This window comes from Fictibacillus sp. FJAT-27399, assembly GCF_001510655.1.
Taxonomy (GTDB): Bacteria; Bacillota; Bacilli; order Bacillales; family Fictibacillaceae; genus Fictibacillus_C; species Fictibacillus_C marinisediminis.
The window spans coordinates 155,765-179,798 of the sequence record NZ_LMVC01000006.1; the positions used below are offsets into that span (position 1 = coordinate 155,765).

The following is a 24,034-nucleotide window of genomic DNA, read 5'->3' on the forward strand; positions in this document are numbered from 1 at the left end:
TGATAAAAAATATTTTTTTACGATTTCAAAGACCATATGTAAAAGCCCTGCATGATATAAAAAACAGATGCCCGAGAGCACCTGTTTTGTTCGTTCTATTAGTCGGCTTTTTTTAAATTATGCAAGCCGCAGTCTTCCTTTAGTTTCACTTGAACAACAACTGGATCATGGTCACTCGCACGGCCATGCTGTTCCATGAACTGAGAATTAATGTGGACGATATCTACATTTGTGTCTTTTTTCAGGTTGTTGGACACGAGGATGTGGTCCAGCACCTGAGCATTGCCTTGGTAAGAATAAGAGTAGCGTTCTGGGTATGGAACTTCCTGAATCATATCGGAAAGTTCATTTCCTTTTACCTCTTCAAGGGCAGGGGTAAATTCAAAATCGTTAAAATCACCTAGCAGTACAACATTTGCTTTTGGATCATCGGCATTAATGCTTTTTACGAAGTTGTTGACGATGCCGGCAATTTGCAGACGCTGAACCTCACTGCTTAAAACAGGAGGCTGGTTTTTACCGAACATCGGCTGATCTCCGCCTTTGGAGTTGAAATGGTTTGCGATGACAGTTACTTTTTCTCCACTGAATAAAAACTGTGCAGCCAATGGTTTACGGCTGTTTTCAAATGCAGGGTTCGCCGGATCGATACGGCCTGGGTTTAATGAAAGCTTGCCATTCTTGTATTCAACAGCTTGTGTTGCTGTTCCTTTTGTTCCAGGGGCAAGAGACACGCGATCAGGGTTGTAAATAAAGGCTACACGGATGTTCCCGCCAGGAATCCCTCCGTCCTTGCCATCAATGGGAGCGATGTCAGTATATTCGTAAGAAGGTCCGCCTTTTGCTTTAATTTCATTGATGAGACGATCAGCGCTGTCCTTTGCATCGGTCTTTCCATCGTTTACCGGTCCGTCACCATCTTGCATTTCAATAAGTCCCACAATATCAGGGGCATTCAGGTTATGGACGATGGAATCAGCAATCCGCCCTGCTTTTTCATCGCTCGTCCCATCTTTGCCATCTTTGTTGGCAGAGAAGTTCTCTACGTTAAAGCTTGCGATCGTTAATTTCTTATGTTTTCCCCTCAGCTTTGTGGTTTCAGGTTTTGTTTTGCCTTCCACAAAGGTTGGGAGCTGGTCTTTGTTCGTCAGTACTTTATAGTTGCTGAAGCTGTAGCTCATGACCCCTGTTATATTGCCTTTGAAGTAATCTCCGGATTTAGCAATAAAGCTGCTGTCGTTAATATCCACGAAAATTCGTTCAGGGTTGTAGTCTGCTTTTGAAATATTAATGGCTCCGGAGGTATTAAACGGTGTGTTACCTTTGTTGTTCGTCACAACTACCAGTTCCCCGTAGTTTTGAGGAGCAACGATTTTCGGGTTATCCACTTCGACACGCATGCCTTCTAAACTTTCATAAAAATCGATTCCATCTTCTTTAGGGTCAAAAAGCCCAAAATTGTCATTATCAATGATTTGTGTTGGAATATGTCTGCCTTTATCTCCAAGTATCACGGTAGCTGGAAGGGCATGGCCACTTTCCGTTACGGTAACAGAGCCCCCGTTTTCTGCGTTGATTTCAGTAACAGGAAGATCAGTTTTTAATTTATCCGCATATCCGTCAAGCACCCATTCTTTTACCTGGCCTGTCGTTTTCACAAGATCTCCGTTTTTTAAGCCGTGGTTCTTTTTGTAAATCAGGATGCCTTCAGAAGTGTTCTCATCAAGGTCAGGGGTGGTGTCCTGCATATAGAAGTTGTTGGCATCGACCACGTGAGTTACAACACCCTCTACATCCGCAACTGATTTATTTGCGAATGGAGACTGGTGTGAAGCTCCTTGAATGTCGTGAATTCGAAGTCCTGTTAATGCGACCGTATATTTAAAAGAAGAGATTTCACTGTTTTTAAGGCCGTCTTTGATGGCGATCGCTTTTACGGTTGCATCTTCATTAATGGTAAGTGGTTCACTGTATCGGCTGCTGCTGGATGTTGGATTGGTTCCGTCCAGAGTGTAATAGATCGCAGCATTTTCGGTAGCCGTAGATAAAGCTACTTTTGTTCCGCTTTTCACCAATCCAGAGTCAGGGGAAGCAGTAACTGGTTCAGCTTGAGGTTCTGATGGCGTATCTCCTGTAAAAGAAAAGCTTTTGGCGTTCTTATGCCCAGGAACGGAGAAATAAGCCATTAAGTCACCGGTAATTTGAACTTTTTTACCGAGGTTTTCAGGATGAGCCTTCAGATTTAAACCATCTCTAACTGCCCCAGCCGGCAGCTGGACAGGAAGGATTTTCGTTTTATCGGTTTCAGCAGGAGAATCTGCGATGGCCAGATTTGTATCTTGCGTGAAAGGAGCAGAGAGCTGATAAGAAATGGATGTCCCGCTTCCTCCTTTTACTGCACCGACAATGTATCCTTCAACAGTTTTATCGGATCCGGTATTATTGGAAATGGCATCGGATACCGAGATCACATCAGCAGCAATGGCCTTTTTTGAAACCATCGGAGACAGCATGCTGAAGATAAAAACCATAATCAATGCAAGGCTGAATAACTTTTTGTAGCTCTTTGTCTTCATGAATTTTCACCCTTTACTTCATATTTTTAAATATAAAAGCGGATTTTGCTTAGAAAGCTTTATTAATCTAACACCCATTTGTTAAAAAATAGGTAGTTTATTGTAAATATATCATGTAAAAACGGTTACAAATGGCTTATGAGGAAAAATGAGGAAAATTACCTTGGTTAATAATCTTCATTAGTAACATTTACCTAAGTAATGGTGGAGAGCCATGAACCCTTAGGGAGATAGGATGAATGAAGTTATATTACGAAAATTCAGTACCAGTATAAACTGCGAATTAAACCTTGGCTGCTGCAACAGCCAAGGTTTTTTGTATAAAGGAACATTATTTCCTGGAGAATAATTGCATGTTTTGTAATATTTTGAGAGAATTTTTATCATTCGTTTTTTCTTTGTTCGTCTTTTGGTATGGTAAATAGACATTGTAAGCAGGAAGGAGGGGTAGAATGACACGGACTGAAAAAGAAAAAATGATCGCCGGGGAAATGTATCTTGCGGGTGATCCTGAGCTGATTAATGAAAGACAAGCAGCAAGAAAACTGACGCGAATCTATAACCAGACAGTTGAAACGGATGATGAACAGAGAGTTTTTCTTTTAAAGCAGCTTTTCGGAAGTACAAAAAAGAATCTTTATATCGAGCCGGCGTTTCGATGTGACTATGGGTATAATATCCACGTTGGAGAGAATTTCTACGCGAATTTTGATTGTGTGATATTGGATGTATGTGAAGTCAGGATTGGGGATAATTGTTTATTGGCGCCAGGTGTCCATATTTATACGGCAACCCATCCGCTGCATCCTGTTGAGCGTAATTCAGGGAGTGAGTTTGGAAAACCTGTTACAATTGGCGACAACGTATGGATCGGCGGCAGAGCCGTCATCAATTCAGGCGTTACGATTGGTGATAATGCCATCATTGCATCCGGAGCTGTAGTAACGAAAGATGTGCCCGCAAATGTGGTAGTGGGCGGAAATCCGGCTCGAATTATAAAAACGATTGAAATATGAGAAAAAGCCGCCCCAGCCAGGGCGGCTTTTCCAAGTTACAGGGAAGGGGATGCCGATGATATGTCCGTCCTTAAATACAGAATTCGTTTCTTTATTCAGTATCACAGAACCAGAAGAAAAAAGATGCCAGCAGTCTTTTCTTTTTCATGAACTTATCACCCCGCATTTATATTGGCCTCAAAACGTCGAAAACCAGCTGAAGAAGAGTAGTCGGCTGGTTTGTTTGTGTGAATTATAAAGTAGGTTGGACGGGGGACTCTTCTTTTTTCAAGGCTTTCCCTTTTCTTAAAATATATGCGTTAAATCCAATGTAATAGGCTCCCAGAATAAAGAAAACAAAAGCAGTCAGCGGATCTCTTGTAAAATGCTGGCCATATTGCGTGTTTTGCAATGATTGTGTACCAGATGAAGAGGCGAGAAGTAGGAAACGGTAAAAGAAACGCCCCAAAAAGAGAATCAGGACCGCAGCCTCGATCCACTTGTGTGTCCGGTAAAACAGCTGGGACTCCCGCCATTGATATGTACTGTGTTTGGCTGCAAATACGACAAGGACAACTCCGATCAGGGTGCCAGGCACCGCGTAAAGGAGAGTAGTCGGATGCATGGCCGCGTTTGCCAGAAAAGCCATCATGATGACAGCAAAAATGATCATCCTGAAAACCAGCCTTCTTGGCTTATAAGGCTGAAAACCAATGGTCCTTTTCGTTCTGCGATAAATGATAAATGCCATGAGCATCAAAGGAACAGCCATTTGTTGAATGTGCATTCAAGCACCTCCTTCATTTCACTTTCCACTAAATGTATTTATTTGGAGTATATCATTCTGCTATTAAAGACTGCACACTTTTATTCCAAAAAATCACTTAATATGTTTTCAATATATTAAATTAGGGTATATTTGTTAGTTGGTTACTAATTGTTATCTCATTGTAATCTAATTTTCATCCTCATGTCATAATGGGTTGTTAGAATTGGCTAGGAATTCATTAAACAGGAGGATGTTATTTTGAAAAAATTAGTTTCGGGAATTATTGTAGCAGGTGTTCTTGCCGTCAATCCAGTAGCAGGCCATGCAGCACTTGGAGACAACACGCTTAAGCCAGAAACCCATGATTCAGACGTTCAGGACCTCCAGGCATTGTTGAAAAAGAAAGGTTATTTTACATACCATGAAACAACTAACTACTTTGGACCATACACAGAGTCAGCAGTAAAGAAATTGCAGAAAGAAAAAGGAATGAATGTTGATGGAGTCGCAGGAGATTCTGTCTATAAAGCACTCGGTGTATTCAGCAAGCAGGCGATTGTGGACCAAGCAGAAGAATACCGCGGAACTCCTTATGAGTGGGGCGGAGAAACACCGGATGGATTTGATTGCAGCGGTTATTTAAACTACATCTTCGATAAAGCGGCGAACATCGATCTTCCACGCGTCGTGAAAGATATTCATGAAGAAGGAACCTCTGTAGATTCTCCGCATGTTGGGGATATTGTCTTCTTTGATGTTGAAGGGAACGGCAATCTTTCTCACGCCGGAGTGTATGTAGGCGATGGGAAATTCATGCATGCTTCTTCTTCTAAAGGAGTAACCACTTCTGAGTTGGACAGCTCTTACTGGGCCCCTAAATATGAAGGTGCAAAGCGCTATAGATAGTTTTACCGGTGCCAGGCACCGCAATTACACAAGTGTGTAATCGTGGTGCCTGGCACCATTTTTTTTATCCACTTAAGGATATTTGACCGGTTCTATCAAAGTGATAAGGCAAGAACGGATGCTGAAGGGCTTGGCTTGGGTTTATCCATCGCACAATGGATCATCGAAAAGCATAACGGAAAGGTGAAGGTGGAGAGCGAGTTAGGAAACGGTACAGCGTTTATCATCACGTTTCCAAAATAAAAACGAAGGGCAGCTGCCCTTCGTTTTTTGTTATGTCCAGCACCAGCGCTTGTTGGACTTAAGCCAGGGCGCTTACGCTTTACTACTTTAGATAGCCCAGTTACCTTTGGTGAACAATGGGATACGTTTTCCATCTTGATATTCAGCTTCAATTTCAAGGTCTGCAGAACCAATCATAAAGTCGGTGTGGCCATGGCTTTGATTGACCCCTTTTGCTTCAAGCTCTTCTTTTCTTAGCTGCTCTGCCCCGGGTATGTTCATACTGATAGCATTGCCTAATGCAAGGTGACAGGAAGCATTTTCATCAAATAAAGTGTTGTTGAACACGATCCCTGAGTTAGAGATTGGAGAGTCATACGGAACAAGAGCGACTTCACCAAGATATTTCATTCCTTCATCGATGTTAAGGAGCTGCTTTAGCGTATCCTCGCCTTTTTCCGCCTTAACATCTACCACTTTTCCATTTTCAAAGGTTAAGCTGAAGTTCTCGATAATGTTCCCCATTGCCGATAATGGCTTCTTGCTTGATACCGTTCCATTTACTCCCTCTTTAAGCGGGGCAGTAAATACTTCTTCGGTCGGCATATTCGGTATGTAAAACGTGTTGAATGTGGAGTGATGGCCGCCGCCGATCCATTTATGTTCAGGATGAAGGTCAATGCTAAGATCAGTACCTTCTGACTTATAGTGCAGCGTTTTAAATTTCTGCTCATTCAAATAATTCACTTTATTTAGCAGCGTTTCTCCATGCTCTCTCCATGCTGCTACTGGATCTGGCTGATCGACACGAACCGTTTGGAAAATCGCTTCCCAAAGGGCCTTAATGGCATCGTTTTCATTTTTTTCAGGGAAAACACTCTTTGCCCAACCGGCAGTCGGAGCTCCAGCGATTAGCCAAGGAACATCACCTGCAAGTCTTGCTTTTGTGAATTTTTCAAGTCGTTCACCTGCGTTCTTTTGCACAAGCAATAAGCGCTCGGATGGAACTCCTTGAAAGGCATTGGGATCATTCCCAGTCACCATGAGCATACAGTCATTGTTTTCCATTAAACTTTCTTGCATGTCAACTTGCCACTGAGGAATATTATCTTTCAATACCTCTTCAGAAGCGTTGTTTAAGTGAATACGGCTTGTTTCTGTATCTGACCATTCTACAAAGACGCGCTTGCAGCCGTTCTTATAAGCATGTTCTGTTACCTTGCGCGTAAATTCTGCAGCTTCAATGGGTGAATTGATCAGTAAACGCTGGCCGTCCTGGACATTAAGGCCCACTTTTACAACAAGTTCTGCGTACTGGTCCAACTTTTCTTCAAACGTTTTCATTGTATCCCTCCTATTCTTTGATTCTACTACAGGTAAGGAACAAGGTGCTATTATGAACAATTTAGGGGGAGAGATTTTGTAAAGGATCATCCTTCTTGGGTATACTAGTTCACTAGAAGGGAGTGTTATTCATGAAATTGGATCATACCGGTATAGCGGTACGAAGAATAAATGAAGCGATTGATTTTTACACAACCAACCTGGGAGGCAAACTGGTTCATCAGTATACGAGCGAGAAACCAGGGGTTGAGACACATATCGCCGTTATCGAAATGGACAATCAAGTCATAGAACTTTTAGAACCTACGAGTAAAACATCTCCGATCGAACGGTTCATCCGCCAAAAAGGAAAAGGTGTCCACCATCTGGCATATGAAGTGGACAACCTTGAAGAAACGATACGAGAGTATGAGGGTCGAGGAATCACATTTTTAAAAGATACCTATCGGATTAATCCATATGGAAGAAGGTTAATTTATATTAATCCGGTTCACACGCAGGGTACGATTATTGAGTTGTGTGATTATATTAGAAGCAATGATTAATTTCTTTTGAAAGGGTATAGCTTGTCATAGTTTATGTGAACAGAAGGAAAACGGTTTGTACACAAAAAAACAGTAAGCCGGGACACCGGCTTACTGTTTTAAATTAATCAACGATCTGAATACCATTACGGTCTTTTTCTTTATTCAATTGATATAAGCGGTACGTATGGCTGACGATAACCTTAAGAAGGGCATAAAATGGAACGGCCAGTATCATGCCGAGAAAACCGCCCATGTTGCCGGCAACTAGCAGGATAAGGATGACAGTTAACGGATGGACATCCAGTTTTCTTCCCATGATCAGTGGAGAAGTTACGTTTCCATCAATCTGCTGCACCACAATGACCACGATGGCTACCTTTAAGGCCATGAGCGGCGACATGATCAAACCAATGATAATAGCTGGTATAAAGGCGATAAACGCACCAAGAAACGGAATGATATTGGTAATCATAGCGACTATGGCAAGAATTAAAGAATAATCAAGGCCGATAATGCTGTAGCCGATGTACATCATTACACCTACTAAAAAGGCTGCGGTTGCTTGTCCCTGAATATAAGAGCTCAGTGCCTCATCCATATCTTTTAAGATTCGTTTCGCTTCTGCTGCTTTTAAATAGGGAAGGAAGTTCTCTACTCTGTTGCCAAGTCCTTCACTATCCTTCAGCAAATAAAACACGATAAACGGAACCGTAACGATAACTGTAGCAACGCTCGTAATGATGCCGATCAGGCTGGAGATCTTGGTGCCGATGTTGCCGGCAAAGCCTTTGGCGTAATCGCTTGCCTTGGAGGTAAGGCTGTCGATCGTAATGTAATCATTTTGCTGAAAACGTGAAAACCATTCATTCTGCTTCAGGCTGTTCACTTTATCCTTAAGCGAGTCTACGATCTGCGGAGCATTGTTAATCAGGCTTTTAAATTGGCTCTGCAGCTGCGGGCCTAATAGGAAAACAAGCAAAGTCCCGAGCCCGATGAACAGCAGATAGATGATCAGGATGGAAAGCACTTTCGGTACCTTGTGGCGATCTAAGTAATAGACGATCGGTCTTAATAAATAAAAAATAACCCCGCCGATCAAGAATGGGAAGAATAAGGTCGTAAAAATAATTTCCACCGGACGGAAGATAAATTCCACCTTGGATGAGAGTAAAACAATGACCAATAAAATGATAATTGCGTAGCCTATCCGAAAAGCTTTTGTGTTTGGCATAACATCACCTCAGTTTCGATTGTTTGCAGTATGAAAGCTATGTTTATTATTTTATCATTTAACCACTTCTCTTGCCTGTTTCCATCTTTTCATAAGGCTGTTTTCGTAACCTTTGTTGCTCTTAGGGGTGGTTGATTTCCGTTTCAGGATGCTCGCTTTCCGCGGGGCGTGCGGTGAGCCTCCTCGGCGCATGGCGCCTGTGGGTCTCACCTGTCCCGCTGCTCCCGCAGGACAAGGAAGGCTTCGGCAGCGTTATATCGCACGAAGAAAATGTGAAATTCATTTTCGAGGAGTCTCGCACCTTGCACTCCAATCAACTTGTCAATGAAGGCTCTTAACAAAAATGTTCCCAAAGCAACAATCTTTTAGAAAAGAGCTTTTCATAAAAATAGCAGCAGATTCTGCTTTTGTGTCATCGATTTGCCGTTCGTTGACTTTGCCGTCTTCACCGTAATTATTTCCTCCTTTGTAGTTGGCATATCTTCGGGCACGTGTATAGCCCATCTGCAGAAACTTTCTTGCCATATCCATTCCGACAAGATCGCCTTTCTCTTTGTAGTTCAAAAAGAGTCCGTAAATCTTTTGAGAGGATTTCAATGCAATTTCTGGAGTTTTAAACCGCCAATGAGGCAGAATCTCACTTTTATAGGGTTCTGCTAAAAGGACTCCCTGTTCACCACGGCCGACACGGTATTTTTCTGGATGCTTGCGAAAATTTATTGTTTTGAAGTCTAAGTCATAATCAAATGCCATCTCGCACCGCCTCCTTATTACCACCATTGTTCCCTATTATAGGGAGTCTTAAAACGAGAATCTATGGCTATCATAGCATGAACCATAATCCCGAAGTCCAGTACCCAGATGCTTGAAGCCACAGAAATCTGGTGCCGTTCAGCGTAGTCCGTACCCGGTAATTTTACCTTTCTATTAAACAGTAAAAAGCAGGAGGGCAAGCGAGCCATCCTGCTTTTTTATGAATTAAGGCTGACGAAGAGGAATGAAAATCTAAACCACCAATAGAGCATAAAAGAGCAGCCTAGCAGAATGAGGATGGCCCATGGGGAACCGCTCAGCATACCAGTAATCAAATGATCCCATTCCGTGTTGCCTTCAGGACGTCCTAAAGCAAAAGTAAAACTGATTACAGGTGTTGCGATGACAAATGCAAGATTAATAATGGAAGCTTTTAAATGTACTTTTTTGAACAGATTTGTGATGGTTGCCAATAAAGTCAGCGCTATAAAAGAGTAAAATAGCAGCCAGACCCAGTCAGGAAGTGTTTCATGCACCATATAAACGGCCCCCAATAGTCTCTAAAATTTTCACATCCATCTGTATCCTAAAGGAGAACAGGAAAAATCGCATAAGAATTTTTTACTATTTTTTACATTTTTAGGTTTGGCCACTGTGTTTTTATTCAACTAATTTGTGAATAATGCCTCCGGTTACTTGGCAATTTCCGTTCCTTGAATTACCATTAGTTACGTATAGTTGAAGAGAAAGAGGGATGAGTATGGGATATATCGTGACTGCTATAATTGCTGGTTTGATCGTAACAGGGCTTACCGTTGCCATTGGTCTCCAAAAGGATGAAAAATACGGGTCCTCAACGAAAAATAATCTGAGCAGGCTTACTGCAATTTATGTTGTTTTGATTCTCGTCTGTATCATCGGTTTAGGCATTTATATCGGAAACCGTTAAATGTAAGAGAAACTGAAAATGAAGAGAGGGAACAGCCGTGAAATCTGTCATACTTGATGTGGATACGGGGATTGATGATGCTTTGGCGATCGCTTATGCGATCCATTCTCCGGAATTAAACGTACTCGGCATTACAACAGGTTTTGGAAATGTATCAGCAGAAGAAGCGACAAGAAATACACTTCAGGTTCTTCAATTATTAGAGAGAGCAGATATTTCAGTTTTTCAAGGCGCAGAACGGCCGTTTCGCAGAGAAAGCACTCGCCATAGAGCTTATGAAGTCCATGGGGAAGATGGTTTGGGAAACATTCAGCTGCCGCTGCCCGAACCCTTCTCACCAGGACAGCATGCCAGTGATTTTATCATCTCTATGGTGAAAAAACATCCAAATGAGATCACTCTTATCACGGTTGGTACACAGACCAATCTGGCTCTCGCTGTTGAAAAAGATCCTTCCATTACAGGATTGGTGAATGAAGTCGTGATTATGGGCGGCGCAGTCACTGTCCCGGGAAATGTTACACCTGCTGCAGAAGCCAATTTTTATGCGGATGCTGAGGGGGCGGATTTTGTACTTAACTCAGGGCTGCCTATTACTTTGGTCGGTCTGGATGTGACGATGAAGACCCTGTTGCTGAGAGAAACATTGGCGGAGTGGAGAGGCTGCGGATTAAAGACTGCTGAAATATTTGCGGATATGTGCAGTTTCTATATGGATTTTTATGAAAGAAAGAATCCAGGTCTCGGCGGCTGTGCTCTTCATGATCCATTAGCCGTCGGAGTTGCAGTTGATCCCACGTTTATCAGTACAAAACCGATGAATGTCCGAGTATCGACAGAACAGGAAAAGCTTGGCCAGAGCAGGGGTGTGGAAACAGATCAGGGAATCTCTGTCGGCATTGAAGTTGATGCAGAACGTTTCAGGACACATTTCCTCAATCGAATTCTTCCTGCCAGTAGAAAGGGGAACCTTCATGCTGGACATTAAAGTAATTCCCGCTGAACAAACCTACGAGATTAGACACAAAGTGCTTCGGCCCAATCAAACGCTGGAAGATTGCCAGTTTCCTGGCGATCATGATCATGGAACGTTTCATCTTGGAGCCTATAAGGGTGATAAACTCATTTCTATCGCTTCCTTTTATCAAGAGAATCATCCTGATATTGAAGGAAACGTGCAGTACCGTCTGCGCGGAATGGCGACCCTTGAAGAATACAGGAAAGAAAAGGCGGGAAGCAGACTTCTAATAAGTGCCGAAGACATGCTGAAGAAGCAGCATACTGATTCCTGGTGGTGTAATGCAAGAGTTGGAGTGGCGGGTTATTATAAAAAGCTTGGTCTTCGTGAACACGGTGAGGTGTTTGATCTGCCGCCGATTGGACCGCATATCGTGATGTATAAAACGTTAACGTAATAGAATTTTAAGAATACGATAAAAAAATCCAGAATATAGTGTATCAAGTGAATACATCACTATACCTCTGCTGATCAGAAATGCTGAAGGCTCACTCTTTTATTCAAAAGAAGTGAGCCTTTTTATGTTCATGAGAGAGCAGCGGGAAACTAAAAGGAGGGAAGAACAGTGAATGTCTTTTTAACCATCGTGAACATTGTTGTGTTATTGCTGCTTGCTGGCGGTTTGTATTACCTTCAGCGTAAGAAAGTATCCTTTTCAAAACGTGTCTTTGCGGCTTTAGCTGCAGGAATTGTGTTTGGACTCATTCTCCAGTTTGTTTATGAGCCTGCATCCAAGGTGCTGGCCAACTCGGCCGACTGGTACTCCATCATGGGAGGAGGATATGTAAAATTCCTTCAGATGGCGGTAATGCCGCTTGTTTTCGTTTCTATTTTGTCTGCTTTTACAAAATTAAAACTCAGTAACAACGTCGGCAAAATCAGTGGTTCGGTTATCGGAATATTGCTCGGAACAACAGCCATCGCGGCTGCGATCGGAATTGCAGCAGCACTATCCTTCCATCTCGAAGCGGTCCAGATCACGAAAGGCGCTCCAGAGCTCGCACGTGCAACAGAGCTTCAGACCACGTTTGACCAGATCAAAGACAAGACATTGCCACAGCAGGTTCTTGACATTCTTCCTGGAAATCCGTTTCTTGATTTTACGGGGGCCCGTCCGACTTCAACGATTGCGATTGTCATTTTTGCCGCTTTTGTAGGAATAGCCTACCTGGGAGTCAAACGGAAACAGGCAGATCAAGCTGCACTGTTCGCCAGTATTGTGGAAGCGGTTCATGCTATTGTCATGCGGGTTGTTACATTGATTCTCCGGTTAACACCATATGGAGTCCTCGCACTGATGACCAAAACGGTAGCTCTTAGTGATCTGGACGCCATCGCAAAACTTGGGAAATTTGTGATCGCCTCTTATATAGCATTGGCACTCATGTTTATCATTCACCTGCTGTTTATTACATTCTCTGGGTTAAGTCCTGTCACGTATATTCGCAAAGCGATTCCGGTTCTGTCCTTTGCCTTTACTTCCAGAACGAGCGCAGGTGCGCTTCCTCTTAACATCAGTACACAAAAGAGCCTTGGAGTACCTGAAGGAATCGCCAACTTTGCAGGCTCCTTCGGGCTTACCATCGGACAGAACGGGTGCGCGGGAATTTATCCGGCCATGCTTGCTGTTATGATCGCGCCGTCTGCAGGAATTGATCCGCTTACTCCGTCTTTCATACTCAGCCTGATTGTTATCGTCGTAATCAGTTCCTTCGGGATTGCAGGCGTTGGGGGCGGCGCAACATTTGCTGCACTTCTCGTTCTTTCCTCTATGAACCTTCCTGTCGCATTGGCTGGTTTGCTCATTTCTGTTGAACCTCTGATTGATATGGGAAGAACCGCTTTGAATGTTAGCGGGGCCATGACTGCCGGTATTCTGACGAGCAAGGCGAGAAAAGAATTGGATACTGAAGTCTACAACGCACCGGTCAATGAACTAAAAGCAGAAGCATAAAGCTTTATTAACTTTGTCAATTAATTGCCTATTTCAATTGAAAATAAAAACAGCCGGGGATAAGCTCAATCATCCCGGCTGTTCTTCAATGACTATTCACAATCTAATTAAAAATAATCTGCGGAGTAAACACCAGGTCAGAAACTTCTTCTACAATTGATTCTTCTTCAGCTTCTTCCATCCCAAATCCATTCCATCTTTCAAATAGCTGAATTCTCCCGTCCGGAAGAGTTTTTGGAGTGGAAGAACATTTGCCGCTTTTGATTTCATGCTTTCGATTAATATGGCTATAGGTAAAATCAATGCTGCCGTCTTCTTTTACGATGCCGATCATGTTTCCCTTGAGAACATCTCCTCCTGAATACGTTGCGCTTAAAATGTCATCCTCCTGTTTATACGTAAAATAGGTTTTCGAAGATGTTTCTCCATTCTCTGAACTTTTCACGGATACAAAACGCCGACCATTATAGTTAACCATTTAACGCGTCCTCCCTTTAAAGTTTTAAAGACAATGATAACAAAAGAATATGTATTTGAAAACAGAAAATTCTGTTTTTCTTAATCAAAAGTAAAAACAGGCCCGATTTTGAGAAAAAGGGCCTGTCTTTTTGTCATTCATCATGCTTTTTTCTTTTTGCGCTTTTCGTACCGCTCCTTTGCTTGCTGATAGCGGTGAATTTCTTCTTGGTTCACTGGCACGAGGGGAGGGACCGGTGATGGCCTGCCCTCCGCATCTACGGCAAGCATGGTAAACAGGGCCCTTGACGTAAGCCGTTTTTCGCCTGTTAGAAGGTTTTCAGATTCTACTTTAACGAAAATTTCCATGGATGTTCGGTGGGCACAAGTGACATAGGCTTCAAGATTGATAGCTTCACCGGTTTTGATCGGGCCAAGAAATTCAAAGGAATCACTCGAAACAGTCACGACCGGTTTACGGCAATGCCGCATGGCAGTTATGCAGGCGATCTTGTCTACATAAGCCATGACTTTTCCGCCGAAGACAGTATGGTGGTGATTCGTATCCGGCGGGAAAACTAAATCTGTTAAGCAGGTTTTCGATTGCTGAACGGTCTTTGCTTCAGAAGGAAAGGAGGCAGGAATTTGAGAAGCCATGTTACGAGACTGCCTCTTTCTTTCTGACCAGAGCCGCAGCAGCTGTCATATTTTTGAGAGATTGAATGGTTTCTGATATGTTTCTTGTTTTCAGTCCGCAATCAGGATTTACCCACACCTGGTCTTCGTGCAATACTTCGAGAGTTTTTTCAATCATCACCCTCATCTCTTCAATTTCAGGTATTCGAGGGCTGTGAATATCATAAACCCCAAGGCCGATTCCTTTTTCATATGTCTGCCACGTGAAGGCAGAGACCAGCTCACCATGGCTTCTGGATGTTTCAAGAGAGATCACATCGGCATCCAGCTTGCTGATGACGCCAAGAAACTCGTTGAAATCGCAATAGCACATATGGGTGTGGATCTGGGTGGTTTCTTTTACAGTGCAGGTGGTCAGCAAAAAGCAGTTAACAGACCAGTCTATATAATGCTGCCACTTGCTTTTCTTCAGTGGCAGACCCTCTCTTAATGCGGGTTCATCTACTTGGATCATGGTAATGCCGGCAGATTCCAGTGCAAGCACTTCTTTTTGCAGGGCATTTGCTATTTGATAGCAGACATTCTCTCTTGAAATATCATCCCGGACAAAGGACCAGTTTAAGATGGTCACCGGCCCGGTCAGCATTCCTTTTACCGGTTTATCGGTCAGAGACTGTGCATACACACTTTCGTTTACGGTCATTGGTTCACTGAAATCGACATCACCGTAGATGACAGGCGGTTTAACGCAGCGAGATCCATAGGACTGAACCCATCCATTCTCTAAGAAAGCAAACCCGTTAAGTTTTTGTCCGAAAAATTCCACCATGTCTGTCCGTTCAAACTCCCCATGAACAAGAACATCTAAGCCAATATCTTCCTGGATTTTAATCCACTTTTCAATTTGGCTTTTAACAAATTGATCATACTGTGCTTTCGTCCATTCCCCTCGCTTATGTTTCCCCCGGGCCTGCTTTACTTCCGCGGTCTGGGGAAAGCTTCCAATGGTTGTCGTAGGGAGGAGTGGGAGGTTCCAAACTTCCTGCTGTTTTTGTTTTCTGTTGATGTACGGCTGATTCCGCTTGAGGTCTTTGCCTTGAGCTTTTTCAACCTCCCATAAAACTTCCGTCCGGTTTCTTGCCCTAGAGCTGTTTAGCAAGTAAAGAGCATCATCATACTTCTTTATTGCTTCTTGTTGCGAAGGTGATGACAGCAATCGCAGTTCTTCCAGTTTTTCGTCAGCAAAGGCAAGACTGTTGTATAGTTCTTGCGGAAGGGAATGTTCGTGTTTGGCTGAAACAGGGACATGAAGCAAGCTGCAGGAAGGCTGGATCCATATTCGTTCGGATGCAGCCAGTTCTTCAAGCTGGAGTATAAGCTCTTGCTTTTGGCTCAAATTAGCACGCCATATATTTCTGCCGTCAAGTATGCCTGCACCCAGCACTTTATCCTCTGGGAACCCATGCAGACGCATCTCATCCAGTGTTTTTTCGCCATGGACAAAATCCAGTCCGATCCCCTGGACAGGGAACTGAATGATTTCTTTGTAATGCTCTGCGCTCTCAAAGTACGTCTGCAGCATAATATTAAGACCGGAAGCGGCTTTATGGAACTGTTCATAGATTTTCTTGGATGCTGATAGTTCTTCTTCGGATAGGGAAGTAACGAGAATGGGCTCGTCGATTTGAATCCATTGGGCGCCCGCCTGTTCCAGTTCCTGAAGAATTCGGCAGTATAACGGGACAAGTTGGGAAAGCAGCGTGTCTTCCTGTTCGGGAAGGTATCCTTTTGCACATTTTATAAAAGTAACAGGCCCGACAATAACCGGTTTTCCTTCAATCCCAAGCTTCTCCTTTGCTTCCTTGTAAGCGGTAAGAGGCCTGTTTTCCACTAACCTCGGCGCACGGTCTTCCCATTCCGGCACGATATAATGGTAGTTTGTGTTAAACCATTTGGTCATTTCACACGCGACGGCTTCTTGTTTTCCTCTTGCCATGCCAAAGTAAAGGGAGAGAGGATTTTCCACTGCTTCAAATCTTTTTGGCACCAGCCCGAACATCACTGACATATCGAGCATGTGATCATAAAGTGTAAAATCATTGACTGGAATAATATCTATGCCCATGTCTTTTTGCTTTTGCAGATTTGCAAGCCTGATCTGTTCCATCTGCTGCAGAAAACTGGCTTCCGTCAGTTCTCCTTTCCAAAATGCTTCCAGTGCTCTTTTCCACTCCCGATTGCTGCCGATACGGGGATATCCCAAGTTGCTCGTTTTCATGTGTCATCTCTCCATTCTTTTAGATACTAAATATGGCAATAAAAACAAAAAAGCATTCCCAACGCCAGTGACAGAACGTTAGAAATGCCTAAAAAAGGGTAGAGTAAACCCCATTGTATGCAAGAATCTAACACCTCCCTATCTCCCGTAGGTTAAAACAGTGTTGTTGAAACAAGGCAGGTCTCCTGACTCAAGGGTTCTATACCGAGCTGCATCCCTTCCCAGCCTGCCGGCCAGTGGTCATTATGAGCTCGTTTCCTTTTACAGTGGCGGGACCGTGCCGGATTTTCACCGGGCTTCCCTTTTCATCCTTTGCATTTGTGCAATGGAACCTTGTCTCCACTATTATGTAATTTGATTTTGAAAATTTAGACAAGCCTATCATATCTAAAATAGGAAGTCAACGCACCAAAAGCAGAGAGAAGATGTGGAAATACTTTACTTCCAGCTATCTATATAGGTAAATGTTGTTTATAATAAATGTGGATAACTATGAAAATAATAAAGGCAGGATGATAGAATGATAGGGAGAAACAGATTTGGAATCCGCGCAAAAATTTTTGCCGGATATCTAGTGATTATTCTTTGTCTGATCATATCAATAGTAGCAGTAAATAATCAGATTGCCTCTATGCAAAAAGAGCGGAATTTTATTATTAATCATGACATAGAAATTCATTCGCTGACAAACGAGATTGAAAAGCAGGTTCTCGATATGGAAAACGGGCAGCGCGGTTTTATTATTACCGGGGATGAGAGCTATCTTAAACCCTTTAACCTGGCAGTGAACAGTTTGGAAAACGATTATAAAAAGCTCTATGGGCTGATTGCCGATAATCCAGCACAGCAAAATAGGCTTGAGGAAATTAATAAATCCATTCACAATTGGCTCCAGACAACAGGAAATCCGTCCATTCAGCTGAAGAAGGAAAACAAGGATGGAGAAGTTCTCTCTCTTATTAAAAAAGATGTAGGCAGCCAAAGTGTAGAACAGATCCGCAGCCAGTTTGACACGTTCAGAACCACTGAAAAAGGCTTGACGAAAGAACGGGCGGACAGGCTTGACGAGCAGAACAAATTCCTGAAAACAGGGCTCTTTTCTTTATTGGTTATTGTTGTGGCTGTTTCATCACTTATTGCGTCTTTTGTTTCAGGCTCGATCATTAATACCATTAAGGCTGTTGTAAGTTCCATTACGGCTATGTCATCTAACGGTGACGTTACCCAGCGCATACATGTAAAAACGAAAGATGAAATCAAAGACCTGGCCGAAGCGACCAATGAACTGCTTGATAAAGTCGAGCAGAGGGAATGGCTGCAGTCCAGCACGAATCAGGTAGTCGAAAGATATCAGGGAACATCTACGATTAAAGTGCTGGGAGAGAAATTTGTTACAGGTGTTGCCCACTTAACGCAGGCCTCTATGGGTGCTCTCTATATCCGGGAAGGGAGCGGAGAACAATCCCGATACGTAAAAAAAGGTTCGTTTTCAGAGCCTGTCGGAGAACCAGGGCGAGAGGCGTTTAAACAGGGGGAAGGCCTTATCGGGCAATGTGTGTCTGAGAAACGCATCCTTGTGGTGGACAGGCTGCCGGCAGATTATCAAGTTATTGGTACAGGGCTTGGAGAAGTTCGTCCTAAGAGCTTGCTGATTGCCCCTGTTCTGAATGAGCAGGAAGTGATCGCAGTTTTGGAACTTGCTTCACTTGACACATTTACAGAACAGCATATTGAGCTGATCGAAAACGCAACAAAAACTTTTGGCCTGACCATCGACAGTGTGATTGGCAGAATGGAAATTGTCCGCCTGCTGAAAGAGTCTCAGGCGATGACAGAAGAACTTCAAGCACAATCCGAAGAGCTTCAGACACAATCCGAAGAACTGCAGATGCAATCCGAAGAACTGCGCATGATTAATGAGCAGCTTGAACAGCGTTCCATTGAAGCAGAAGGAAAATCGGCAGAACTTCAGAACGCAAAAGTACAGCTTGAAGAAAAAGCCAAGCGGCTGACATTAAGCTCCAGGTACAAGTCTGAATTTCTTGCCAATATGTCACATGAGCTGAGAACACCGCTTAACAGTATTCTGATCCTTTCTGAGATGCTTGCTGAGAATTCTTCGAATAGCCTTTCTTCTGAAGATGAGGAGTTTGCGAGGGTGATTCACACCTCAGGCCAAGACCTGCTTAACCTGATTAACGATATTCTGGATCTTTCAAAAGTCGAAGCAGGTAAACTTGAAATGTATTTCAGCGAGATGAACATGAGTGAGCTTCCTGGGCAGTTTGAGCGGAATTTCGGACCCATCGCCGATCAAAAGAACCTTGAGTTTGAAATCATTAAAGAGAAAGATGTACCAGATATTTTCTATACGGATGAGAAGAGGTTCCAGCAAATTATTAAAAATCTTCTATCCAATGCCTTTAAGTTTACCGAAGAAGGCAAGATTTCTCTGCATATCGAAAAAGAACCTGTTTTTGACCTTCAGAACGGTGCAGACCACTTGCTTAAAATTACGGTTAAAGATACGGGAATCGGAATATCCAAGAACAAACATGATTTAATTTTTGAAGCATTCCAGCAGGGAGATGGAGCAACTGTCCGTAAATATGGGGGTACAGGCCTGGGCCTATCCATATCCCTTGAATTTGTAAAACTGCTGGGCGGCCGGCTGGAGCTCGAAAGTGAAGAAGGGAAAGGAAGCACTTTTACCTTGTATATTCCTAGCCTCCCTAACGGACTTGCGCCGGTTCAAGAGCTGGATGAAGCAGTGAGCGAGGTTGCTGCTGCCATTACTCCTGAAGTTCAGGAAGAAAACAAAGTACTTGAGGAACTTAATAAGAACGATCGGCCGGCTGCAGAACAGGCTCCAGCTGATATCAGCTCCTTTAAGGGAAAAACCGTATTGATAGTTGATGATGATCACCGCAATATTTTTGCTTTAAAAACAGCACTGGAAAACGAAAAAATAAAGGTTATTACGGCTTCTAACGGAACAGAATGTCTGGAACTGCTGGAAAGGGAGCAGAACATTGATATGATCCTGATGGATATCATGATGCCGGTTATGGATGGATATGAAACCATGAGAAGGATCCGGGAGAACGAAGAAAACTCCGGTGTCCCTATTATCGCTCTGACTGCAAAAGCGATGAAGAATGACCGTGAGAAATGTCTTGAAGCCGGAGCATCGGATTATATCAGCAAGCCTTTGAAGATTGAACAGCTCTTTTCGGTCATGAGGGTATGGATTACAAACAAGTAAGGACGAACATAGATGATGAATGATCAAATTATTGCAAGTGAAGAAGAACTTGAAATTGGATTCGTGGAAAACATGGAGGCCGATCTCCTTTTAGAAGCGATCTATCGGCTTTCCGGCTTTGATTTCAGAAAATATATGAGATCATCTATTATCCGCCGGATCCAGAACCGAATGCGTATGGAACGAATTCCAACGATAACGAGACTGCTCGAGAAAGTTATCCATGAAAAGGGTTTTCTCGAAAAATTGCTCAACGATTTTTCAATCAATGTAACTGAAATGTTCCGTGATCCCGAATTTTTCAAGGCCTTCCGGCAACGTGTGGTTCCTGAGTTAAGGAAAATGCCCGAGATTCGTATATGGCATGCGGGCTGTGCTACGGGTGAAGAAGTCTATTCAATGGCGATATTGATTGAGGAAGAGGGCTTGGCCGATAAAACCACAATCTATGCTACAGATATGAATGAAAAAGTACTGGAGAAGGCAAAGCAGGGAACATTTTCTCTGCTAAAGATGCAGACCTATACAAAGAACTACATGCAGGCAGGTGGAAAAGAGGCATTTTCAGAGTATTATGCGGCCGATGAGCATTTTGCCTATTTCCATCCTTCCCTTTTACGCAATATTATTTTTGCTCAGCATAATCTCGTCACCGATTCTTCCTTTAATGAGTTTCATGTCATTATTTGCCGTAATGTATTGATTTATTTTACAAGTGAACTTCAAAATCAAGTGCAAGGGTTGTTCTATGAGAGTCTATGTCCAAGTGGCTTCCTTGGACTCGGCAACAAAGAATCTCTTCGCTTTTCCGAAAAGAATTCATACTATACTGAGTTTGATGCAGCTGAAAAAATATATAGAAAACTAGATTAAAAAAGACGGGCGAATTGATCGTCCGTCTTTAGCCTTTTATTGAAATGTTAAATGACAGAAGGAACTTTACTGGCTGCTGCCTGAATCATTAGAATGCACATGTCGTCCTGCTGGTTCACCAGCTCTTCTTCCGGTATGACCATATGAATGGGGGACGTGATGGTTTGGTTCCATTTTTGGGAAGCGATAAACTGCAGTTTATCGAGTAAGAGATTCTCATCCTTGTTCGCTTCAATAACACCGTCAGTAAAAAGAAGAAGCTGGATATCCTTTTCAAAATGGATCGTTGATTTTTCCACTTCCAATTGATCAAAGAAACCTACGGCACAGCTGCCGCGTTCAAGCAGGCATTGCTCAGCACCATCAATGAGTACAAATCCAGGAGGATGTCCTGCATTCACATATTCTACGGTTTTGCTCTTTGTATCAATGACCAAATAAATGCACGTAAAATAGTAATTATAGAAGTTCTTTTGATTATAAAGCAGCGCCATATAGCGATTCAGCTCTTTAATTACCAGTTCCGGGTCTTCAATCATCTTGATGGCATCTCTCATTACAGAGGAAATGTACATGCATACAAGTGAGGAGGAAATCCCATGCCCCATCATATCCAGCAGGATGACACCATACCGGTGCTCACTAAAGCGATGCCAGTAGTACATGTCACCCGCAAGCTTAAATGAGGGAAGATGGGAGACGTTAATCTGGATATTTTCTTGCTGAAGCGGAGGATTTAACAGACTTCTCTGAACCTGCATGGCAAGGTCGAGCTCATCCCTGATCTTCTTTTCCTGCTCGATATGCCAGTCTTTTTCATACTTCAACCTTAGCGCCACCCGTATACGGGCTAGCAGTTCAACTTTATTGATCGGTTTTGTGATATAGTCCATTCCGCCCACATCAAGCGCTTCGGCAAGTTTGTTAGTATCTTCAAGGGCGGTGATGAAAATGATGGGAATATCTTTTAGCCTTTCAATCTCTTGAATACGTCTGCAGGCTTCAATTCCGTCGATCTCGGGCATCATGATGTCCAATAGAATCAAGTCTACATCACTTTTTTTCGGGTGGGGATTCCCCATTTCAAGGTAATCAAACAATTGGCTGGCGGATGAAAGCGAAACCGTATTCTCATAACCGGCACTTTTTAATATTTTTTCTATAACAAATAGATTTACGGAATTATCATCTACCATAAGAATAGCCATGTCTTCTTTTCTCCTTCAACATTTTCTGTTATTAACAGAAAAAACTGTGAATATGTAAAAATATACTATTCTATCATTATACTGAAAATCAGGGAAGAAGGTATAATTAATTCTTTTTATTTGTTTTTCAGGGCAGATTAAGTGAGTGAATGGTCCAGGATGGTTACAATAAGAGTGGAGAACAAGATAAGGAGCTGATCATATGGCTGAACATACCTTTCATTTAAAAGCCAACTGGCCTGGTTTGCGAAATGATGTAGGTGAAATTGAAACAGGGAACCTGAAAATGAAAATCTCGATTCCTCCTGAAATGGATGGACCAGGAGTGGGTACCAATCCTGATGAAATGCTGCTTGGTGCAGCAGCAACCTGTTATATTATTACTCTTGCTGCCATGATGGAGAGAAGCAGCCTGGATAAAGAAAGCCTTACGATGGATTCAGTTGGGGTCGTGGATGTAACAAAAGGTGTGATCACGTATAAGAAAATCATACATCGCCCTGTTATTGTTTTAAAAACTGGGGCGACACATGCAGATCAGCAGCTCGCCAAAAGACTGGCTGAAAAAGCAGAAACTTCATGCATGATTACAAGAGCCATACAAGGAAATGTCGAAGTGGAGCTCGAAGCAACCATAACAATTGCATAAAACAAAAAACCAGCATGTTAAAATTTTCTTGCTGGTTTTTTAGTCTGTTATGCCATCCATGACCAGTACACTTTTCCTCCAATGATAAAGACGTTTACTCTCGTTTTGCCATCTTACGTTATGGCATACCCGTCCATTCATGCTCCAAAATACTGAAGAGCAGCGAGTTCCGCCATCCACCTCCCATCTTTAGATCTTCTCTCAGTACACCTTCTTTTGTCATTCCTAATTTTTCGAGAACTCTTGCTGACCCTTCATTGTCAGGGTGGCACGTTGCATAGATTCGATGAAGACGCAGCACGGTATAACCCAAGTGGAGGAGAAGTCCGCCCGCCTCGGTTGCGTAGCCTCGGCCCCAATAATCTGGATGGATGACATAGCCGATCTCTCCGATTTTGTTAGTGAAATCCCTGATGTTCAGTTCTGCCACTCCGATCAGTTTTTCATCTTTTTCTTCAATGATCGCAAAAGCATAGCGAGACCTGGGATTATGCTTTGTATCTTTTATAACCTGGCATATGAATTCCAGCGTATCATCCTCGGCATTTGGGCCCCACGGCTGAAAGCGGCATGTGCTCTCCTGAGAAGCGTACGCATGTACATCCTTCCAGTCGGTTTTTCGTAATTCTCGTAATCGGATTCTCTTTTGTGTCTGTTTCTCTGCCATGAGTTGTTCCTCCAAGCTGTAGTGTCATTATTTAGATTATTCTTCTTTCCGAAGAGATTTTCCTTGTTTTAAGAAGAAAGGGCAGGGTTGCAGGAAGATCTCATTGTCATATCGAAGGACTACTATGAAAATAATCCATGATAAAAGGAGATTTAATATATGGAAAATCAAGCATCAAAATGGATGGACTATCATCTCTGGGCCAACAAGAAATGGTTTGAACAATTAAAGAAACTGCCAGAAGAACGGATGAAGCAAGAAATAAAAAGTGTGTTTCCAAGCTTGATGGATACATTGGTCCACATGCTGAAGACGGATCTGATCTGGCTATGGACGATTTCTGGAAGAACATACGAAGAAACGATCCACTCGCTGAATGAATGGAATAAGAGGCTGGAAGACGTATCATTGATTGAAATTGAGAAATTATTTATGGAAGTATCCAGCAGCTATAAGCTGTATTTAAACGGGATAGAAGATCCACTTCAGGTGATCACGATTTCGCATCCGAAATTCGGGGAAGCTAAGGCGCCGCTGCAGGATTTTATTCTGCATGTTGTCAATCATGGAACCTACCATAGAGGAAATCTTACCGCCATGCTCAGACAGATGGACGGGGCAGGTGTGTCTACCGATTACATTTTTTATTTGTATGAAGAGCAGAACCTTTTTGCACAGAGCGGGGAGACGGGTCTGTAAGAACATTTTATTCATGAAAGTAAAATGGTATAATAAAAAAGAGTACAAATGTTCGAATC

The 24,034-nt window shown here is 42.8% G+C and carries 23 protein-coding genes, 1 pseudogene and 1 riboswitch; of the genes and pseudogenes, 13 read left to right on the forward strand and 11 right to left on the reverse strand.

The window, feature by feature from the left end:
• Positions 1 to 98: 98 nt before the first annotated feature.
• A complete protein-coding gene (locus tag AR335_RS20995; protein ID WP_062239738.1) occupies positions 99 to 2,576 on the reverse strand; it encodes a DUF6359 domain-containing protein in 2,478 nt (825 codons plus the stop codon).
• 452 nt (positions 2,577 to 3,028) lie between these two features.
• Here AR335_RS20995 and AR335_RS21000 point away from each other — a divergent pair, with 452 nt between their 5' ends.
• Positions 3,029 to 3,592 (forward strand): maltose acetyltransferase domain-containing protein, encoded by a 564-nt coding sequence (locus AR335_RS21000; RefSeq protein ID WP_062239742.1) that lies wholly within the window; start codon positions 3,029 to 3,031, stop codon positions 3,590 to 3,592.
• 232 nt (positions 3,593 to 3,824) lie between these two features.
• Here AR335_RS21000 and AR335_RS21010 read toward each other — a convergent pair whose 3' ends face one another.
• Positions 3,825 to 4,358 (reverse strand): CcdC protein domain-containing protein, encoded by a 534-nt coding sequence (locus AR335_RS21010; RefSeq protein ID WP_062239746.1) that lies wholly within the window; start codon positions 4,356 to 4,358, stop codon positions 3,825 to 3,827.
• A 240-nt stretch (positions 4,359 to 4,598) separates the two neighbouring features.
• Between AR335_RS21010 and AR335_RS21015 the strand changes: the two genes are divergently transcribed.
• Together AR335_RS21015 and AR335_RS21020 are read left to right on the forward strand one after the other, a co-directional pair.
• The gene (locus tag AR335_RS21015) at positions 4,599 to 5,246 is read left to right on the forward strand and encodes a C40 family peptidase (protein WP_062239748.1); all 648 of its coding nucleotides are present in this window, start codon (positions 4,599 to 4,601) and stop codon (positions 5,244 to 5,246) included.
• 75 nt (positions 5,247 to 5,321) lie between these two features.
• Positions 5,322 to 5,489, forward strand: a pseudogene (locus AR335_RS21020) (ATP-binding protein); the annotation flags it as partial.
• Between the two features lie 87 nt (positions 5,490 to 5,576).
• On the opposite strand, the gene AR335_RS21025 reads toward AR335_RS21020, so the two are convergent.
• Positions 5,577 to 6,812, reverse strand: a complete 1,236-nt coding sequence (locus AR335_RS21025; protein WP_062239752.1) for an aminopeptidase — start codon at positions 6,810 to 6,812, stop codon at positions 5,577 to 5,579.
• A gap of 131 nt (positions 6,813 to 6,943) precedes the next feature.
• Between AR335_RS21025 and AR335_RS21030 the strand changes: the two genes are divergently transcribed.
• Positions 6,944 to 7,357: a VOC family protein gene (locus AR335_RS21030; RefSeq protein ID WP_062239755.1), complete on the forward strand. Its 414-nt coding sequence runs from the start codon at positions 6,944 to 6,946 to the stop codon at positions 7,355 to 7,357.
• Positions 7,358 to 7,460: 103 nt separating this feature from the next.
• Here the strand turns inward: AR335_RS21030 and AR335_RS21035 are convergent, their stop codons facing one another.
• Positions 7,461 to 8,570 carry an AI-2E family transporter gene (locus AR335_RS21035; RefSeq protein ID WP_062239758.1) on the reverse strand — a complete coding sequence of 370 codons (1,110 nt, stop codon included), beginning with the start codon at positions 8,568 to 8,570 and terminating at the stop codon, positions 7,461 to 7,463.
• Between the two features lie 131 nt (positions 8,571 to 8,701).
• On the opposite strand from AR335_RS21035, the gene AR335_RS24560 reads away from it, so the two are divergent.
• The gene (locus AR335_RS24560) at positions 8,702 to 8,908 is read left to right on the forward strand and encodes a hypothetical protein (protein WP_156419127.1); all 207 of its coding nucleotides are present in this window, start codon (positions 8,702 to 8,704) and stop codon (positions 8,906 to 8,908) included.
• Here the strand turns inward: AR335_RS24560 and AR335_RS21040 are convergent.
• Positions 8,892 to 9,323 (reverse strand): DUF4385 domain-containing protein, encoded by a 432-nt coding sequence (locus AR335_RS21040; RefSeq protein WP_062239761.1) that lies wholly within the window; start codon positions 9,321 to 9,323, stop codon positions 8,892 to 8,894. The two genes, AR335_RS24560 and AR335_RS21040, sit on opposite strands and share 17 nt — an antisense overlap.
• Before the next feature lie 218 nt (positions 9,324 to 9,541).
• Positions 9,542 to 9,862 carry a hypothetical protein gene (locus AR335_RS21045; protein WP_062239764.1) on the reverse strand — a complete coding sequence of 107 codons (321 nt, stop codon included), beginning with the start codon at positions 9,860 to 9,862 and terminating at the stop codon, positions 9,542 to 9,544.
• 221 nt (positions 9,863 to 10,083) lie between these two features.
• Between AR335_RS21045 and AR335_RS21050 the strand changes: the two genes are divergently transcribed.
• The 4 genes from AR335_RS21050 to AR335_RS21065 all read left to right on the forward strand — a co-directional run bounded on the left by AR335_RS21050 (position 10,084) and on the right by AR335_RS21065 (position 13,244).
• Positions 10,084 to 10,272 carry a hypothetical protein gene (locus AR335_RS21050; protein ID WP_053355003.1) on the forward strand — a complete coding sequence of 63 codons (189 nt, stop codon included), beginning with the start codon at positions 10,084 to 10,086 and terminating at the stop codon, positions 10,270 to 10,272.
• Between the two features lie 37 nt (positions 10,273 to 10,309).
• Positions 10,310 to 11,260 carry a nucleoside hydrolase gene (locus AR335_RS21055; protein ID WP_062239767.1) on the forward strand — a complete coding sequence of 317 codons (951 nt, stop codon included), beginning with the start codon at positions 10,310 to 10,312 and terminating at the stop codon, positions 11,258 to 11,260.
• Positions 11,247 to 11,687 carry a GNAT family N-acetyltransferase gene (locus AR335_RS21060; protein WP_062239769.1) on the forward strand — a complete coding sequence of 147 codons (441 nt, stop codon included), beginning with the start codon at positions 11,247 to 11,249 and terminating at the stop codon, positions 11,685 to 11,687. The genes AR335_RS21055 and AR335_RS21060 overlap by 14 nt, the downstream gene beginning before the upstream one ends.
• Before the next feature lie 168 nt (positions 11,688 to 11,855).
• Entirely contained in the window at positions 11,856 to 13,244 is a 1,389-nt protein-coding gene (locus AR335_RS21065) for an L-cystine transporter (protein WP_062239771.1), read from the forward strand.
• A 103-nt stretch (positions 13,245 to 13,347) separates the two neighbouring features.
• Here the strand turns inward: AR335_RS21065 and AR335_RS21070 are convergent, their stop codons facing one another.
• The 3 genes from AR335_RS21070 to metE all read right to left on the reverse strand — a co-directional run bounded on the left by AR335_RS21070 (position 13,348) and on the right by metE (position 16,614).
• Complete coding sequence (locus AR335_RS21070) at positions 13,348 to 13,722, reverse strand: hypothetical protein (RefSeq protein ID WP_062239774.1); 375 nt, start codon at positions 13,720 to 13,722, stop codon at positions 13,348 to 13,350.
• 140 nt (positions 13,723 to 13,862) lie between these two features.
• Positions 13,863 to 14,357, reverse strand: coding sequence for an acyl-CoA thioesterase (locus tag AR335_RS21075; RefSeq protein ID WP_053354998.1), 495 nt, complete (start codon positions 14,355 to 14,357; stop codon positions 13,863 to 13,865).
• A 1-nt stretch (position 14,358) separates the two neighbouring features.
• Positions 14,359 to 16,614, reverse strand: a complete 2,256-nt coding sequence (gene metE, locus AR335_RS21080; protein WP_062239775.1) for a 5-methyltetrahydropteroyltriglutamate--homocysteine S-methyltransferase — start codon at positions 16,612 to 16,614, stop codon at positions 14,359 to 14,361.
• Positions 16,615 to 16,772: 158 nt separating this feature from the next.
• A riboswitch (cobalamin riboswitch) is annotated at positions 16,773 to 16,965 on the reverse strand.
• A 169-nt stretch (positions 16,966 to 17,134) separates the two neighbouring features.
• Between metE and AR335_RS21085 the strand changes: the two genes are divergently transcribed.
• Together AR335_RS21085 and AR335_RS21090 are read left to right on the forward strand one after the other, a co-directional pair.
• Positions 17,135 to 19,879: a CHASE3 domain-containing protein gene (locus tag AR335_RS21085; protein WP_062239778.1), complete on the forward strand. Its 2,745-nt coding sequence runs from the start codon at positions 17,135 to 17,137 to the stop codon at positions 19,877 to 19,879.
• A gap of 15 nt (positions 19,880 to 19,894) precedes the next feature.
• The gene (locus AR335_RS21090; protein ID WP_062239828.1) at positions 19,895 to 20,752 is read left to right on the forward strand and encodes a CheR family methyltransferase; all 858 of its coding nucleotides are present in this window, start codon (positions 19,895 to 19,897) and stop codon (positions 20,750 to 20,752) included.
• Positions 20,753 to 20,799: 47 nt separating this feature from the next.
• Here AR335_RS21090 and AR335_RS21095 read toward each other — a convergent pair whose 3' ends face one another.
• Positions 20,800 to 21,960, reverse strand: coding sequence for a SpoIIE family protein phosphatase (locus AR335_RS21095; protein ID WP_062239782.1), 1,161 nt, complete (start codon positions 21,958 to 21,960; stop codon positions 20,800 to 20,802).
• Positions 21,961 to 22,162: 202 nt separating this feature from the next.
• Here AR335_RS21095 and AR335_RS21100 point away from each other — a divergent pair, with 202 nt between their 5' ends.
• Positions 22,163 to 22,609 (forward strand): OsmC family protein, encoded by a 447-nt coding sequence (locus AR335_RS21100; protein ID WP_062239785.1) that lies wholly within the window; start codon positions 22,163 to 22,165, stop codon positions 22,607 to 22,609.
• A gap of 118 nt (positions 22,610 to 22,727) precedes the next feature.
• Here the strand turns inward: AR335_RS21100 and AR335_RS21105 are convergent, their stop codons facing one another.
• Positions 22,728 to 23,276 (reverse strand): GNAT family N-acetyltransferase, encoded by a 549-nt coding sequence (locus AR335_RS21105; protein ID WP_062239787.1) that lies wholly within the window; start codon positions 23,274 to 23,276, stop codon positions 22,728 to 22,730.
• A gap of 159 nt (positions 23,277 to 23,435) precedes the next feature.
• Here AR335_RS21105 and AR335_RS21110 point away from each other — a divergent pair, with 159 nt between their 5' ends.
• Complete coding sequence (locus AR335_RS21110; protein ID WP_062239790.1) at positions 23,436 to 23,975, forward strand: DinB family protein; 540 nt, start codon at positions 23,436 to 23,438, stop codon at positions 23,973 to 23,975.
• Positions 23,976 to 24,034 lie beyond the last annotated feature (59 nt).

What these genes read in the sequence shown, in the direction of transcription:
- AR335_RS21085 (WP_062239778.1), top strand. Translation starts at nt 17,135, where the DNA reads ATGATAGGGAGAAACAGATTTGGAATCCGCGCAAAAATTTTTGCCGGA.
- AR335_RS21105 (WP_062239787.1), bottom strand. Translation starts at nt 23,276, where the DNA reads ATGGCAGAGAAACAGACACAAAAGAGAATCCGATTACGAGAATTACGA.
- AR335_RS21010 (WP_062239746.1), bottom strand. Translation starts at nt 4,358, where the DNA reads ATGCACATTCAACAAATGGCTGTTCCTTTGATGCTCATGGCATTTATC.
- AR335_RS21070 (WP_062239774.1), bottom strand. Translation starts at nt 13,722, where the DNA reads ATGGTTAACTATAATGGTCGGCGTTTTGTATCCGTGAAAAGTTCAGAG.
- AR335_RS21035 (WP_062239758.1), bottom strand. Translation starts at nt 8,570, where the DNA reads ATGCCAAACACAAAAGCTTTTCGGATAGGCTACGCAATTATCATTTTA.
- AR335_RS21000 (WP_062239742.1), top strand. Translation starts at nt 3,029, where the DNA reads ATGACACGGACTGAAAAAGAAAAAATGATCGCCGGGGAAATGTATCTT.
- AR335_RS21095 (WP_062239782.1), bottom strand. Translation starts at nt 21,960, where the DNA reads ATGGCTATTCTTATGGTAGATGATAATTCCGTAAATCTATTTGTTATA.
- AR335_RS21030 (WP_062239755.1), top strand. Translation starts at nt 6,944, where the DNA reads ATGAAATTGGATCATACCGGTATAGCGGTACGAAGAATAAATGAAGCG.
- AR335_RS21100 (WP_062239785.1), top strand. Translation starts at nt 22,163, where the DNA reads ATGGCTGAACATACCTTTCATTTAAAAGCCAACTGGCCTGGTTTGCGA.
- metE (WP_062239775.1), bottom strand. Translation starts at nt 16,614, where the DNA reads ATGAAAACGAGCAACTTGGGATATCCCCGTATCGGCAGCAATCGGGAG.
- AR335_RS21040 (WP_062239761.1), bottom strand. Translation starts at nt 9,323, where the DNA reads ATGGCATTTGATTATGACTTAGACTTCAAAACAATAAATTTTCGCAAG.
- AR335_RS21090 (WP_062239828.1), top strand. Translation starts at nt 19,895, where the DNA reads ATGAATGATCAAATTATTGCAAGTGAAGAAGAACTTGAAATTGGATTC.
- AR335_RS20995 (WP_062239738.1), bottom strand. Translation starts at nt 2,576, where the DNA reads ATGAAGACAAAGAGCTACAAAAAGTTATTCAGCCTTGCATTGATTATG.
- AR335_RS21060 (WP_062239769.1), top strand. Translation starts at nt 11,247, where the DNA reads ATGCTGGACATTAAAGTAATTCCCGCTGAACAAACCTACGAGATTAGA.
- AR335_RS21045 (WP_062239764.1), bottom strand. Translation starts at nt 9,862, where the DNA reads ATGGTGCATGAAACACTTCCTGACTGGGTCTGGCTGCTATTTTACTCT.
- AR335_RS21110 (WP_062239790.1), top strand. Translation starts at nt 23,436, where the DNA reads ATGGAAAATCAAGCATCAAAATGGATGGACTATCATCTCTGGGCCAAC.
- AR335_RS21050 (WP_053355003.1), top strand. Translation starts at nt 10,084, where the DNA reads ATGGGATATATCGTGACTGCTATAATTGCTGGTTTGATCGTAACAGGG.
- AR335_RS21025 (WP_062239752.1), bottom strand. Translation starts at nt 6,812, where the DNA reads ATGAAAACGTTTGAAGAAAAGTTGGACCAGTACGCAGAACTTGTTGTA.
- AR335_RS21075 (WP_053354998.1), bottom strand. Translation starts at nt 14,357, where the DNA reads ATGGCTTCTCAAATTCCTGCCTCCTTTCCTTCTGAAGCAAAGACCGTT.